The sequence below is a fragment of the Prolixibacter bellariivorans ATCC BAA-1284 genome (genome assembly GCF_000621705.1).
GTDB lineage: Bacteria > Bacteroidota > Bacteroidia > Bacteroidales > Prolixibacteraceae > Prolixibacter > Prolixibacter bellariivorans.
Genome location: NZ_JHXO01000001.1, coordinates 348218 through 363173 on the forward strand (window position 1 = coordinate 348218; position 14956 = coordinate 363173).

Here is a 14956-nt window from a genome sequence, read left to right on the forward strand (position 1 = left end):
GCGAAGGTTAACTTGCCGGCTTTGCTGATATTCTTTTGTTCTTTTATTCTACTGTAACCGACTTGGCCAGGTTTCGTGGTTGATCGACATCTGTTCCACGCAATATTGCAACGTAATAAGCAAATAACTGCAATGGAATGATGGTCAGTAGCGGTGCCACGGCCGGGTGCGAACGGGGAATCTCGAAAATATCGTCACACATTTTATCAAGTTGCGTATCACCTTCTGAAACGACCGCAATGATGTTTCCTTTCCGTGCTTTTACTTCCTGGATGTTGGAGACCACCTTTTCGTAATAACGATCTTTCGCTGCAACCACTACAACAGGCAGGTTGTCGTCGACTAACGCGATCGGTCCGTGTTTCATTTCCGCGGCCGCGTAACCTTCGGCATGCAGGTAAGAAACTTCTTTCAGTTTCAGCGCACCTTCCAATGCTACGGGGAATAAAGCTCCGCGTCCAAGATATAAAGCGTTCACCGCGTCTTTGTATTTGTCGGCCACCTTCCTGATATGATCGGTGGTTTTCAGTATAGTTTTGATTTTCTCGGGCACTTCCGAAAGCTCCTGAATGATGACGCGGTAATCTTCCAAACTTAGTTTACCCCGTTCTTTACCAAGAAGAGCAGCCATCATTGTCAGGATGGTTACCTGTGCGGTGAAGGCTTTGGTGGAAGCCACACCGATTTCGACACCTGCGTGGATGTACACACCTCCATCGGTTTCGCGCGGAATGGACGAGCCCACCACGTTACAAATTCCCAATACAGTTGCACCCCGCTCTTTGGCCAACTTTACGGCGGCCAGGGTATCGGCGGTTTCACCGCTTTGACTAATGGCTATCACGACATCGTCTTCATCGATGATGGGATTACGATAGCGAAACTCTGAAGCATATTCCACTTCTACCGGAATGCGGCAATATTCTTCAAACAGGTATTCGCCTACCAGACCAGCATGCCATGAGGTTCCGCAACCAATGATAATGAGGCGGCGGGCATCCATTAATTTAGGCATTACGTTATGAAGACCACCTAAAACGATATCGCTGTTGTCGGTTTTTATGCGTCCCTTAAACGATTGCTCGATGGTGTTGGGCTGTTCGAAGATTTCTTTGAGCATGAAATGGTCGTAACCATTTTTCTGCAGCTCGCCGATGCTTAAATCAACCTGCTTGATTTTGGCTACGAGCGGGTCGTTATTAATATTTTTCAGCGTGAGGCTGCCCCGCTCGATGATAGCGACATCGTGATCGTTGAGGTAAAGCACCTGATTGGTGTATCCTACAATAGGTGTCGCATCGGATGCCAGAAAATATTCATCATTGCCAATACCGATAACCAGTGGACTACCTTTGCGCGCGGCAATAAGTTTATTGGGTTCTTCGTTGCAGACAATAACGATTCCGTAGGCACCTACTACTTTTTTCAGGGCAGCACGAACAGCAATTTCGGCAGATTTTTCTTCACTGTTTAGGTATACGTACTCAATCAGGTTGACCAGCACTTCCGTGTCGGTCTGCGATTGGAATGTATAACCCAGCTCGATCAAATCATCGCGTAAGCGGGAATAATTTTCGATAATGCCATTATGAACGAGTGTGAAATGACCGTTCATAGAGGTGTGGGGATGAGCATTCTGGTCGGTTGGTTCACCGTGAGTGGCCCAGCGGGTGTGTCCGATTCCGATTTTCCCGCTGGTATCTTTATCAGAAACCAATTCTTCCAGGTTGGCAATTTTTCCCTGGCATTTGTACACGCGTTGCTCGTCTCCTAAAAGAGCAATACCGGAAGAGTCGTACCCCCGGTATTCGAGCATTTTTAATCCATTAATTAAAATGGGGTAAGCATTCTTGTCGCCAATGTAGCCTACGATTCCACACATAATTTCTTCTTTTGAGGTTAAAAAATTTATCTGTCAATCAAGGAAACAACGGACAACGATACCGTTATATTACTTATACCGTGTATAATTCACTTCCAACTGGATAGGCTGGGAGCTTTTACTTCCTTTTAATACGACTCTGTCAGCTGATTCTTTTCGAGTGGCAGAAACAAGGTAAAAACCTAAATTCTGAACAGTTCCGTCAAGAATCGCTTGTAAATGCTGAGTAATATTAAATGTGTACGTTGCATCAGTCGAATTGTACACACCACCATAATAAGACAGCGAAAGTTGGCTATCAATCGGAAAGGCCTCGCTTCCGTCTTCCTTAATTATTTTTAGAAAAAGTTGGTTTGGCATTGGGTACTGACGGAAATCAGACATGGTCGTATCAGCATGAAATGTCAACGTTGCCTTATTTATCATGCAATTGGTCGAGTCGGCCCAACTGTCAAGAGATGGGACATCTATTTTCACCTTCGTTCCTCCGGTTGGTTGAACAAATATCAGCGAATCTTCGACGTCTTCCTGATTCAGATGATCGGCGAACCATGCATTTGTATAATCATGTTCGAAATAAGGTACATCAGCCGAGTTGGTCGTCAATTGGTAATAGAAAGACAAACTGTCGGTATCAGCAACATGGTAATATAAATGAAGCAATGATGCATGCGCTTTCAGAAAAACCAATCCACCGCCGGATTGTAACGGCTGCGATTCGACATACAAACCTTTGAAAAAGTTGAGGAATGCCTCATTATTTACCATATCCAGCGAATCGGCGTGTAACAACTGATTGCCAACTTCATCGTTTAAGCGAACAGCAATTTCCTGAACGATGGTATCCTGACCGGTTGAATCGGTTCTGAATTTAGGCGTGAAATCAGCCATACCAACAACCGTGTCGTTTGTCAGTGTTTTCGGATCGAATGACGAAAGATACTGAGCATCAAAATTCAGCGGTTCAACCAATTTATACACTTTCACTTGTTGGGGCGTGATGGTGTCACCGTATACCTTCCGGTAAACAAGGCTTAAAACGGCCGAATCGAGAACAGCGTTCTGACTATACGATGGATAATAAGGTAAACGAAACTGAGCTGCAAATGATGCAGTTGTACGTCCGAATAGTGGGTCGTTGAAGCTCCCGAAAATATTGAAACCGGGTTTATCGACTCTGATCTTATTGTCGGTAAAGGTATATGACGAAATGGTGCCTGTTTCGTTGCTGTAGCGAGCATTAAGCAAATTGCTACCGGGTAGTAAATCAAGACCCAGCGACTCATCGTTCTTTTTACATCCTCCTAACATCAGCAGGGTGAGGGCCAAAGCTATTACCACACCCCCGGGCTTGAAAAAATATTTGTGTATCAAAGTATTTCCGTTTTTAGTAGTTTTTGTAAGAGACGCGGAAATTATAAAATTTTATCGTAAAACTCTGAATAGGCATCAATGTATGTATCAGTCGGTTGATGATCAAGGAAGAGCTTTCCTGACTGCTTCATGTAATTCTCAACCTCTTCATTGATGCTTTCACTCCCTTTTATGGTTGCGTCAGAATAATCCACCGCAAGTTTACTCAAATTTACAAAGGTAGGATCGGACAAGACAGAAATATCTTCTTTCGGAATGCCATCTTCGGCAATTTTTGAAATGATTTGACTGTTTAATGGAGTTTTAAATGCGTCGTTATAAGCGGAGTAAACTACCTTTGAGTTGGCAAATAATGGATTGTCTTTATAGACTTTTTTGATGAACATGGGTACCAAACCGGTAAACCATCCGTGACAATGAATTAAATCGGGAGCCCAGCGCAGTTTTATTACGGTTTCCAAAACTCCCCGTGCAAAAAAGATGGCACGTTCATCGTTGTCTTCGAATTCTTTTCCTTTTGAATCTCCAAATTTGGCTTTCCTGTGGAAGTAATCTTCATTATCGATGAAATAAACCTGCATGCGTGCTGCCTGTATCGAGGCAACTTTGATGATCAGTGGGTGATCGGTGTCGTTTATAACCAGGTTCATTCCGGAAAGCCGGATAACTTCGTGAAGCTGATTTCTGCGTTCATTCACGCTGCCGTATCTTGGCATAAAGGTCCGTATCTCTCTCCCTCTCTCCTGTATACCCTGAGGTAAGTGACGACTAATTTGTGAAATTTCTGATTCTGGCAGGTAGGGGGTAATTTCCTGAGAGATGAATAAAACCTTCTTCTTTTCCATGATCTTTTGAGAATTTATCCTGCAAAAATAGAAAAAATCCATCAGATATTCAACGTTAAAAGGGTTATGGGCCTGTCAGCAAGGAGTGAAAGAGTGTTTTATCGTGTTTATATATTTCGTTACTTTGCACGCTGTAACCAAATGAAAAGATGAAACTTTTTACTACCCGGAATGAGCTGAAAGAGGCTTTGGATGCTTATCGTAATCAGGGGAAAAGCATCGGTTTTGTGCCTACGATGGGAGCGCTTCACGAAGGGCATCTCTCGCTTGTCAGCCAGGCCGGAAAAGAGAATGAACTAGTGGTTGTTTCCATTTTTGTGAATCCTACTCAGTTTAACAATCCGGCTGATCTGGAACGATATCCCAGAACACTGGAAGAGGATATGAAAAAACTTGCAACTATTGGCGATCCAATGGTTTTTGCCCCTTCGGTGGAAGAGATGTATCCCGAACCCGATACCCGGCAATTTAACTTTGGAGACCTCGAAACGGTCATGGAAGGTCGTTTTCGCCCCGGGCACTTTAACGGTGTAGGTCAAATTGTCAGCAAGCTCTTTGATGTGGTGATGCCGCGTCGTGCCTACTTTGGCTTGAAAGATTTCCAGCAACTGGCCATCATTAAGGAAATGGTACGCCAATTGCACTACGATATCGAAATTGTTCCCTGTGAAATTGTTCGTGAAGCTGATGGTTTGGCGATGAGTTCCCGTAATCAACTTCTCACGTCAGAACATCGTGCTGCTGCGCCAGTTATATCACAGATCCTTTTCGAAGCAAAGAAACTGGTCGGGGAAAAAAGCGTAGAAGAATTAACAGCCTGGGTGCAGGAAAAAATAAACAAAAGTCCTCTCCTCGAGGTTGAATATTTTGAGATAGTTGATGATAACTACCTTCAGCCAGTAAAAACATGGGACGAACCTACCGTGAAAGTGGGTTGTATAGCAGTACACGCCGGTAAAGTCCGGTTAATCGATAATGTAATTCTTGAAAAACATTAAATTCAGGTGATGAATATTGAAGTTTGCAAATCCAAAATTCACAGGGTAACCGTTACAGCTGCCGATTTGCAGTATGTAGGGAGCATTACCATTGATGAGGATCTAATGGATGCGGCCAACCTGATTGAGAACGAAAAGGTGCAAATCGTCAACATTAACAATGGTGAGCGACTTGAAACATATGTTATCAGAGGTGAACGGGGTTCCGGTGAAGTGTGTTTGAATGGTCCTGCCGCTCGCAAAGTGGCCGTGGGTGATGTTGTCATCATCATTTCCTATGCGACTATGGATTTCGAGGAAGCAAAAAAATGGAAACCCAGCTTGGTTTTTCCGGAAACGGAAACCAACAAGTTGGTTTAAGAAATAAAAATATTTTCCGTGCTAATACCCCGTGGGTTTTCCCGCGGGGTTTTTTAATTTTGGTACATAACAACTTCAAAATCCCCGAAAATGGCTAAAGCCAAAACCGTTTATACCTGTCAGAGTTGTGGTGCCCAGTGGCCCAAGTGGATGGGACAATGTAACAACTGTGGTGAGTGGAATACACTGGTTGAAGAAATTGTTGTAAAGAGCAAGCAACCGGTGCAGGCTGTACCAAAAAGCTATTCAAGCCCTTTGCGCCTGGAGCAAATCACCAGCGGTAAACAGGAGCGGATTGATACCTGTAACAGTGAGTTGAATCGTGTGCTGGGAGGTGGATTGGTTCCTGGAAGTTTGATTCTTCTCGGAGGAGAGCCGGGTATTGGAAAATCGACCTTAGTGTTACAGGTGGCCTTGGCGCTGAAGGATCGGAAGGTGTTGTATATTTCCGGAGAAGAAAGTTTGCAACAGTTGAAAATGCGGGCTAAGCGTTTGCAACAGGACAGTGCCGATTGTCTCTTTTTAAGTGAAACTTCGCTGGAGAGTATTCTGGCACATATGGAAAATGAAAAGCCCGACCTGGTTATTATCGATTCAATTCAAACGCTAACTGCAGATGGATTGGAGTCGGCGCCGGGTAGTGTGGGGCAAATCCGGGAATGTGCTTCTGCTATACTGAAAACCGCCAAACCTGCTCATATTCCGGTGATTTTGATAGGGCACATTACAAAGGATGGAAACCTGGCCGGACCGAAGGTGTTGGAGCATATTGTTGATACAGTTTTGCAATTCGAAGGCGACCGGAATTATTTGTACCGGATTCTCCGTTCGGTGAAAAATAGGTTTGGATCAACCTCTGAGCTGGGAATTTACGAAATGCGACAGGATGGTTTGCGGATTGTTTCCAATCCGTCGGAGATGTTGATGCTGCAGCATAATGACGGATTGAGTGGTACCAGTATTGCTGCCTCCATCGAAGGAATGCGGTCGTTCATGATTGAAGTACAGGGACTGGTTAGTTCAGCTGCCTATGGAACGCCGCAACGCTCGGCTACTGGTTTTGATTTGCGGCGTTTGAACATGTTGCTGGCCGTTTTAGAGAAGCGTGCCGGTTTTAAATTGATGGCTAAGGATGTCTTTCTGAATATTGCCGGTGGTCTGCGTGTTGATGATCCGGCCATGGATTTGGCTGTTATGATGTCGATTCTTTCATCGAACTTCGATATTTCGGTGAGTAAACAATCCTGTTTTGCGGGTGAAGTGGGATTGACCGGCGAAATCAGGCCGGTAAACCGGATTGAACAGCGGATTACGGAAGCTGAAAAACAGGGCTTCAGCGAAATTTATATCTCGAGATATAACAAGGGAGTAGATTTTTCCCGGTTTAAAATACAGGTAAACCAGGTCGACCGGATTGAAAAAATGGTTCGGATGGTTTTTTCCCAACAAAAATAAGAAAGGCGGAATGTTGAGTTCCGCCTTTGGGGTATCTGTTTTATTCAAGGATTTTTTTCTCCTTAGAAGAAGTCATCCTGAGTTGTTGTCTTGTTTTTCTGACTATTCTGCTTGTTTACCTCGTCACAATTAAGGTTGATATTGAAATTCGGTGGCCGGTCGAACTTGGTGTCCTGAGACAAATTCAATGTTGAGTCGGCATACACTTTATTCATAAATCGACCGTAAATTGGTAATGCCATATTGGCTCCCTGCCCGAAATGAATGCCTTTGAAGTGAATGCTTCGCAAATCAGCTCCAGTCCAAACCCCTGTTACCAGTTCCGGCGTGATACCGATAAACCAACCGTCTGACTGGTTCTGTGTGGTTCCGGTTTTACCGGCAATATCAGCAGTTAGATGACCATAAACAGGGTGCCAGCGTAACCGTTGACTGGTTCCTTCGTTAACAACGCCCTCCATCAGATTCAGCATCAGATAGGCTGTCTTCTGATCAATCGCTTCATGTTGCTGTGGAGTAAACCGGGCCAGCACGTTTCCGTCTTTGTCCTCAATCCGGTCAACGAAATAGGGCTTGGTATAAACGCCATGGTCTCCAAATGTTCCAAAAGCTCCGACCATTTCGTAAAGCGAAATATCTGATGTCCCCAGGAACATGGATGGTACAGCATCGATAGGACTAATAATACCCATTTTCCGCATCACGTTTTTCATGGATTGCGGATTGAATTTCTTCATGATCCACGCCGAAATTTGATTCACCGAATTGGCCAATCCCCATTTCAGGGTAACCATTTGTCCTTCACGCTCCGATGAAGAGTTCTTCGCCGTCCAGGTTGTTCCATCCGGGAGGTAGAAAGTTTGCTCGGTATTGGGCACTAATGTACAGGGCGAATAACCATTCTGCATGGCCAGCGTGTAAAGGAATGGCTTCACGGTGGAACCCACCTGGCGCTTTCCGCCGGTTACCATGTCGTACATGAAATATTTGTAATTGGGTCCGCCTACGTAAGCTCTGACTGCCCCGGTTTTTACATCCATCGTCATCATCGACGAGCGGAGGTAGCTCAGGTAATACTTGATGGAATCAAGCGGTGTCATGGTGGTGTCGACTTCTCCTTTCCAGGAGAATACGTTCATCTCAACGGGCTTGTTAAACTCTTTCTTTATTTCATCAAAATTTAACCCGCGTTCATGAAGTACCCGGTAGCGTTCGCTTTTGCGAATTTCCCTGTCAAGGATACCTTCAATCTGACTGACAGATAGATCGTCTGAAAAAGGTGGGTGCTTTAATTCCTTCAGTTTGCTGAAGAAAGTGGGCTGTAAATCGGTACTCAAATGTTCTACGACCGATTGTTCGGCATATCGCTGCATCCGGGAATCGATGGTTGTGTATATTTTCAGGCCATCGTTGTAAATATCGTAATTGGTGCCATCCGGTTTCAGGTTTTTAGAGCACCAGCCGTACAATGGATTGGTCTGCCATTCAATCGAATCCTCTTTGAATTTCTCGCCCTGCCACGAAGCATAGTTGCTGCGGTCGGGTTTCGATGCGGTCATAATTACGCGCAAATACTCTGTGAAGTAGGTGCCGGAACCACTTTTGAAGTCTTCTTTCTTGTACTTTAAATTAAGTGGCTTGATTTTCAGTGTGTCGTATGCAGCGGGTGTCAGATAGCCATATTTTGTCATCTGCGAAAGCACGACATTTCTCCTGCCAAGTACCATTTCGGGACGACGTACCGGATTGAATAGAGACGGATTTTTGGCCATCCCGACTAATGTTGCCGATTCGTCAACATTCAGACTGTCGGGAGTTGTATTAAAATAAATTTGAGCAGCCGATTTTACACCAACGGCCAAATTCAGGAAATCGAATTTATTCAGGTACATGGTCAGAATTTCCTCTTTCGTGAAACTCCGTTCCAGTTTCACGGCAATTACCCATTCCCTGAATTTCCGGATAACGAAATCAATCTTGTTCTCGTAACGTTCTCTTGGGAAAAGCATTTTTGCAACCTGCTGAGAAATGGTACTACCTCCACCGGCGCTATCATTCCCGGTAAGTACACCTTTTGCAACACGAAAAAGACCACGAAGATCGATTCCGGAATGTTGGTAAAAACGCACATCTTCGGTTGCCACAAGGGCATTAACGAGATTAGGACTTAAATCCTCATAGCGCACATAAGTACGGTTCTCCTTGAAAAACTTCCGAAGCACTTCTCCATCATGCGTATAAACTTCCGAAGCCAGAGCTGGTTCAGTGTTTTCCAGTTCCTCAAATGTGGGCATAAAACCCAAATCTCCTTTTGCAATCAGAGTAAACAGAATCACAACTCCCAGTACGCCCAGAGCATACAAACTCCAGAACGCTATGAGGTATTTTCTGAATGGTTTTTTATTTTCTGTCATGGCGCCAATCCTAATGAACACGGACAAAGATATAAAATAAATGCTCCTTCCGTTAAACGGTTATTGAGATGTAATTAAGTTAGTGTTTTGTTAAAGTAATCGATATTGTTTTAAAACTTCTTTGCCTCTGTCGACTTTCATTTGCCGGGACGAGTCAAATCCATGTTTCTTGAACAATGACTATACCCAAAAGGAGTTTTGACGAGCTTTTTTTGACTACACAAAAAATGAGCACATAAAATGTGCTCTCAAATGGTCTGTTGCAATTGTCCGAACGGTTGGTCTTATTTCTGGATAAGTTCGCCTTCCCATTCACTTACATAGTCTTTTTTAGAGGAAAAATATCCGGAATACCGGAAGGTGCCTCTAATTTGTCTCTTCGGACTTTCTTAGCATAAGAACATGATTGTCATTCACTTCAAAAGTTTGTTGATGGATCAGGGAAGAGGTCGTTTTGCCTGCAATCTTAGTTTTCTTTAGTTCTTTGGTTTCCATTTTGTCCCTCCTTCTTTTGGGTTTAACATGAATATAAAATTCAGAAAATGGAGACGGGGATAACAAACAACTAGGTTGAAATGAATGTAAAAATTTGATATCGATTTAGAGTTATGTTGCAAGAGGTTTGGAGAGGATGGAAGCTGTGCTGTCAGAGGTTGGGTTCGTTTTTATATAATCGGGCTAATTTTTCCGCATTTTTTTCATGTCCTTTCTGATATTTTGCTTCCACGTTGTTTACTATTTCCAAAAATTCCGGGGCGCCTCTCAGATTATCAAATAGTGGGTCATTTTTGATTAAATTGACCAACCATAAGGGCACATATTTTTTTTGGTCGAAAATCCTCAGGTCATGGTATGCTTTTTCTTTATTTCCCAGAAAGGCATTCACGGCGGCTCGATCATAGTAAGAGTAATAGTTTTGTGCCCAAATGCTTTTGGAGGCTATCAGCTTGTCGCATATTTCCAGTTGTAAGTCAAAATAATATTGTGCTTCATCTCTAAAACCGTTCTGCCAAAAAGCATACCCGATCCGGTGCAGCCCATTATCCTTTGTCTCCTCTCTTTTATCAGCACTATTCAACCATTTTCTGAAATAATAAAGAGACTCCGTATCGTTTCCTGCTAAACTAAGATTGTAGCCTAACGAGTATAAAATATCGAATGCACTCCAGAAGAAGTATATATAAGTAGAGTCCTTCTCATATGCTTTTTGATACCACTGAGCAGCTGTTGTGAAATTCCCTTCCACACCTTCCAGGGCACCCATGCAAGAGAAATATAATATTGAATCTCCAAATAATCTCAGGGTCTCTTCATTGTATTTTACTGTTTTCTTGATAAATCCGGCACCTCCATATGCCACTATCATTTCCCTCATGATGAATTTCAAATCAGTGCCATGGACTCTTGACGCGGCTTCCTGGTAATTCTCGATGCTCTTTACCGGGTCGCTATCAATGAATAAGACGCCCTTCCCTCTGTAGGCTTCCCATAAATTTGGATCAAGATCAAGTGCCTTATTGTACTCTTTTAAGGACTGTTTTCGTTTGCCCCGGTACCAGTAATACATGCCTTTAATGGCATATGCTTCTGCTGTCTTATCCTCAAATATCAGAGCGGAGTCTGCTAAAATCCGAACCGAATCCAGGAAATGAACATTGGAATATTTTCCACGTTGAAACTTCTCTTTATACACTTCGGCCAAGCCTACATATGCTTTTGCATAACCAGGGTCATGTGCTATTGCATTCCTGTAATATTCTTCCGCCTTATTCAGTGGGGCGATGTTTTTATTGTCCAATGAGTATTTATAGTATTCTTCCCTGCCTCTTAGATAGAACTCGTAAGCCGTTAAACTGAAGGTTGGAGGTTTTTCAATTAATCTTTTTTCTTCCGGTTCTATCGCCGCATTCAGTTCGACGGCAATTTTTTGTGCAACCGAGCTCTGTAAGGAAAAAATCTCTTTGATTTCTCCTGAATATTGTTTGGACCAAACCTGGCTTCCATCGCTGGTTTTTATTAATTGGACAATTAACTTCATGTTGCTTCCTTCCAGTTGAAAGCTTCCACCTAACAAGTAGGTAAGGTTCATTTCCTTCCCAATTGCAATGGCGTCCCGGTCTTTGTCCCGATATTTCTCCAAAGAATATTTTGACATGACCTTCAGGTCTTTAATTTTTGATAGGTTGTGTAAAATGGCTTCCATCATGCCATCGGAGAGGTATTGTTTTTCTTTGTCGTGGCCGATATAGGTAAAGGGAAAAACCCCAATCGACTTTTCCAAGATTTCTCCTTTTGAAGGGCTTCTCATGTAGTGACTTAGGAGAAGAACCGATGTAACTAATGCGATTAATATAACGGACCATTTTATCAGTTTACCTCTTAAGGGTTTAGTACTTGGATGCGCATAGGAATTGGAATTTTCAGCGCCGGACTCTGTAGGTCCGATTTCTGCAGATTCACGAGGAGAGAAACCAAAAAAATGGTGAAAACAAGTAGAGAAATAAGTAACACTGTGAAAACCGGATTCAAATGCGACTTCAGCTACCGTTAATTCTGTATTTTGAAGTAATTCTTTGGCATATTTTAGTCTAACCTGAGAGATGAACTGGCTAACAGAGACCTTTGTAATTGATTTTATTTTACGGTACAGATTTGATCTACTCATTCCCATTTCATCAGCTAATTGACTTACACCAAACTGTTCGTTGGATAAATTCGATCTGATGATATCAGTAATACGATTGAGGAATAATTCGTCTTTTGGAGAAACGAGGTCCATCTCAAGTATCTGATAATGCTGTTTGTAGCAAATAGTAAATTACAAATAATCGAGAAGGGATGCAAGTAAGTGGCTTAATGATAATTGTGTTTAATTCAATTTTTTCTTAACAATATATTGATAGGTTGGCGGTTGAATTATTATTAGGAAAACTCTTTCAGTTGATGATAGTGTAAGGCAACCTAAAAGTCACCAGTGAAGTATTTTGAGAATATGAATGACGAGGGTGACTCTGGTGGAAATTAACACCTTTAAAAGGGCTTTTTCTAAAAAAGTTCGTGTCAATTGAATAAAGAAGGGAAGAAAAATTTTGAACATAGGTAGTGATTTCCTTTACTTTGCAAAGTTTTCACTGCATATTGCATAATTATCGGGAAGGAAAATGGAAGAAAACCTAGTCATTGTCGAGTCGCCTGCAAAGGCTAAAACGATAGAAAAATTCCTGGGAAAAGATTTCCAGGTTACCTCCAGTTTCGGACACATCCGTGACCTGGATAAAAAAGATTTTGGTGTAGATCTCGAAAATAAGTACCAGCCCAGGTATATTGTTTCTGATGATAAAAAGAAAGTCGTCAGCGAACTGAAGAAAATGGTCAAGAATTCCAAGCGAGTTTGGATTGCATCCGATGAAGACCGTGAGGGAGAGGCGATTGCCTGGCACTTGATGGAAGTTCTGAAACTTGACCCCGATAGCACCAATCGTATTGTTTTTCATGAGATTACCAAGGATGCCATCGTTCAGGCAATCGAAAGCCCGCGGAGGCTGGATAAAAACCTGGTGGATGCACAACAGGCCCGTCGGGTGCTCGACCGTTTGGTAGGATTTGAAATTTCCCCGGTCCTTTGGAAAAAGGTGAAACCTTCTCTGTCGGCTGGCCGTGTGCAATCAGTTGCGGTGCGTTTGATTGTAGAGCGTGAACGCGAAATTAACAATTTTGTAAGTACTTCCTCCTTCCGTGTTAGAGCCTTATTTATGGTTCCCGATAAGAGTGGGCGAATGGCTCCGCTCGAAGCAGAACTCGACAAGCGTTTTAAAACAGCCGATGAAGCGAAGGCATTTTTGGAAAAATGTGGTGTTGCTGATTTCGATATCGCCGATATTGTTACAAAGCCGGCAAAAAAATCACCCGCGCCGCCATTCATCACTTCGACGCTACAGCAGGAAGCCAGCCGGAAACTTGGTTTTCCCGTGAGCATGACCATGTCGGTTGCTCAGCGGTTATACGAAGCAGGACAGATTACCTACATGCGTACCGATTCGGTGAACCTGTCGAAGCTGGCAATTGGTTCTGCGAAAGCAAAGATTACCGAGTTATATGGCGACAAGTACGTGAAAACACGGCAATTTAAGACGAAAGCAAAGGGTGCGCAGGAAGCACACGAAGCCATTCGGCCAACTGATTTGAACAGAGAAAATATTTCTGGTTCACCGCAGGAGCAGAAACTGTATAACCTGATTTGGAAACGCACCATCGCTTCTCAGATGGCAGAGGCTGAATTGGAAAAGACAACGGTAACTATCGATGTAACCGGAGCCCAGGAACATTTTGTGGCCAACGGCGAAGTTTTGAAATTCGATGGTTTTCTGGGCGTTTACCTTGAATCGACGGATGATGAAGGACAGAATGAGGAACAGAAGGGATTGCTTCCGCCATTGAATAAAGGTCAGAAGCTGGAGCTTGATAATATTATCGCGTCGGAACGTTTTACTTTGAAACCACCGCGTTACACGGAAGCAAGTCTGGTTCGGAAACTGGAAGAACTGGGTATTGGACGTCCTTCAACGTATGCGCCGATTATTACCACGATTCAGAACCGGAATTATGTGGTGAAAGAAGATCGTCCCGGCGTTGAAAGGAAATACAAAACCATCCTGTTGAAAGACAGTAATATTCAGGAAGAAGAAAAAACAGAAATAACCGGAGCAGAGAAATCCAAGCTCTTCCCAACGGATATTGGCCTGGTGGTAAATGATTTTCTGTTGAAGTATTTCCCGCGCATCATGGATTATAATTTTACCGCTTCTGTTGAGGAGCAGTTCGATGATATCGCGTTGGGCGGATTGCAGTGGCACGAAATGATTGACACATTCTATCGTCCGTTCCATGAGAATATTGAAGAAGTACTCAACGTCTCGGAACGAACCCGGGGTGAGCGTATCCTGGGAGATGATCCGGTAACCGGAAAAGAAGTGTCGGTTAAGATTGGTCGCTACGGAGCGTTCGCTCAGCTTGGAGAAGCATCCGAAGAATCGGATGAGAAACCTCAGTTTGCCAGCCTTCGAAGTGGGCAGAGCATCGAAACGATTTCGTTGGAAGAAGCGCTCGAACTGTTTAAACTTCCTCGCGATGTTGGTGAATACGAAGGAAAGAAAGTGGTGATTGGTATTGGTCGTTTCGGACCTTACGTGCGCCACGACGGGAAATTTGTTTCGTTGAAAAAAGATGTGGATGATCCGCATACTATCGATCGGGATCGGGCGATTGAACTAATCGAAGAGAAGCGGGAGAAAGATCGGAAAGCGATTATCAAGATCTTTGATGAAGAGGAGCCGGAAATCAGGGTGCTCCAGGGACGCTGGGGGCCTTATATTTCTTTCGATAAGAATAATTATAAAATACCCAAAAGTACCGAAGCTGAAAAACTGACGTTGGAGGATTGCAAGAAAATTATTGAAAAAGGTCCAACGTCCGGGAAAAAGGGAGCGAAGAAAACCGCTGCCAAAAAGACAACAACGAAAAAGGCATCGACGACAACCAAAAAGAAAACAGCAACGGCTAAAACAAAGACGGCAAAAACGACGAAAAAGAAAACAAAATAAAGAACTGAAAGGGGCAAATACTTAAACG

9 protein-coding genes and 1 pseudogene are annotated in these 14956 nt (G+C 43.3%); 4 read left to right on the plus strand and 6 right to left on the minus strand.

Annotation, left to right across the window (positions count from 1 at the left end):
- Window positions 1–43: 43 nt before the first annotated feature.
- From glmS to T426_RS0101540, 3 genes are all read right to left on the minus strand, one after another.
- On the minus strand, window positions 44–1882 hold the full coding sequence (gene glmS, locus T426_RS0101530) for a glutamine--fructose-6-phosphate transaminase (isomerizing) (protein WP_025862778.1): 1839 nt from the start codon (window positions 1880–1882) through the stop codon (window positions 44–46).
- Window positions 1883–1951: 69 nt separating this feature from the next.
- The gene (locus tag T426_RS0101535; RefSeq protein WP_027585176.1) at window positions 1952–3256 is read right to left on the minus strand and encodes a DUF4270 domain-containing protein; all 1305 of its coding nucleotides are present in this window, start codon (window positions 3254–3256) and stop codon (window positions 1952–1954) included.
- Between the two features lie 41 nt (window positions 3257–3297).
- Window positions 3298–4101: a glycogen/starch synthase gene (locus T426_RS0101540; RefSeq protein WP_025862780.1), complete on the minus strand. Its 804-nt coding sequence runs from the start codon at window positions 4099–4101 to the stop codon at window positions 3298–3300.
- A gap of 149 nt (window positions 4102–4250) precedes the next feature.
- Here T426_RS0101540 and panC point away from each other — a divergent pair, with 149 nt between their 5' ends.
- From panC to radA, 3 genes are all read left to right on the plus strand, one after another.
- Window positions 4251–5099, plus strand: a complete 849-nt coding sequence (panC, locus tag T426_RS0101545; RefSeq protein ID WP_025862782.1) for a pantoate--beta-alanine ligase — start codon at window positions 4251–4253, stop codon at window positions 5097–5099.
- A 9-nt stretch (window positions 5100–5108) separates the two neighbouring features.
- The gene (panD, locus tag T426_RS0101550) at window positions 5109–5459 is read left to right on the plus strand and encodes an aspartate 1-decarboxylase (protein WP_025862783.1); all 351 of its coding nucleotides are present in this window, start codon (window positions 5109–5111) and stop codon (window positions 5457–5459) included.
- Between the two features lie 90 nt (window positions 5460–5549).
- Window positions 5550–6914, plus strand: coding sequence for a DNA repair protein RadA (radA, locus tag T426_RS0101555; protein ID WP_025862784.1), 1365 nt, complete (start codon window positions 5550–5552; stop codon window positions 6912–6914).
- A 62-nt stretch (window positions 6915–6976) separates the two neighbouring features.
- Here the strand turns inward: radA and T426_RS0101560 are convergent, their stop codons facing one another.
- The 3 genes and pseudogenes from T426_RS0101560 to T426_RS26275 all read right to left on the minus strand — a co-directional run.
- Window positions 6977–9328: a penicillin-binding protein 1A gene (locus T426_RS0101560; protein ID WP_027585178.1), complete on the minus strand. Its 2352-nt coding sequence runs from the start codon at window positions 9326–9328 to the stop codon at window positions 6977–6979.
- Window positions 9329–9974: 646 nt separating this feature from the next.
- Window positions 9975–11609 carry a tetratricopeptide repeat protein gene (locus T426_RS0101570; protein ID WP_036984104.1) on the minus strand — a complete coding sequence of 545 codons (1635 nt, stop codon included), beginning with the start codon at window positions 11607–11609 and terminating at the stop codon, window positions 9975–9977.
- Window positions 11610–11795: 186 nt separating this feature from the next.
- Window positions 11796–12107: pseudogene (locus T426_RS26275) on the minus strand (helix-turn-helix domain-containing protein); the annotation flags it as partial.
- A gap of 382 nt (window positions 12108–12489) precedes the next feature.
- Between T426_RS26275 and topA the strand changes: the two are divergent.
- Window positions 12490–14928, plus strand: coding sequence for a type I DNA topoisomerase (topA, locus tag T426_RS0101575; RefSeq protein ID WP_027585179.1), 2439 nt, complete (start codon window positions 12490–12492; stop codon window positions 14926–14928).
- The last annotated feature ends 28 nt before the right edge of the window (window positions 14929–14956 follow it).

Coding starts and splice junctions, on each gene's coding strand:
- radA (WP_025862784.1), top strand. CDS start 5,550: ATGGCTAAAGCCAAAACCGTTTATACCTGTCAGAGTTGTGGTGCCCAG.
- panC (WP_025862782.1), top strand. CDS start 4,251: ATGAAACTTTTTACTACCCGGAATGAGCTGAAAGAGGCTTTGGATGCT.
- T426_RS0101540 (WP_025862780.1), bottom strand. CDS start 4,101: ATGGAAAAGAAGAAGGTTTTATTCATCTCTCAGGAAATTACCCCCTAC.
- panD (WP_025862783.1), top strand. CDS start 5,109: ATGAATATTGAAGTTTGCAAATCCAAAATTCACAGGGTAACCGTTACA.
- T426_RS0101560 (WP_027585178.1), bottom strand. CDS start 9,328: ATGACAGAAAATAAAAAACCATTCAGAAAATACCTCATAGCGTTCTGG.
- topA (WP_027585179.1), top strand. CDS start 12,490: ATGGAAGAAAACCTAGTCATTGTCGAGTCGCCTGCAAAGGCTAAAACG.
- glmS (WP_025862778.1), bottom strand. CDS start 1,882: ATGTGTGGAATCGTAGGCTACATTGGCGACAAGAATGCTTACCCCATT.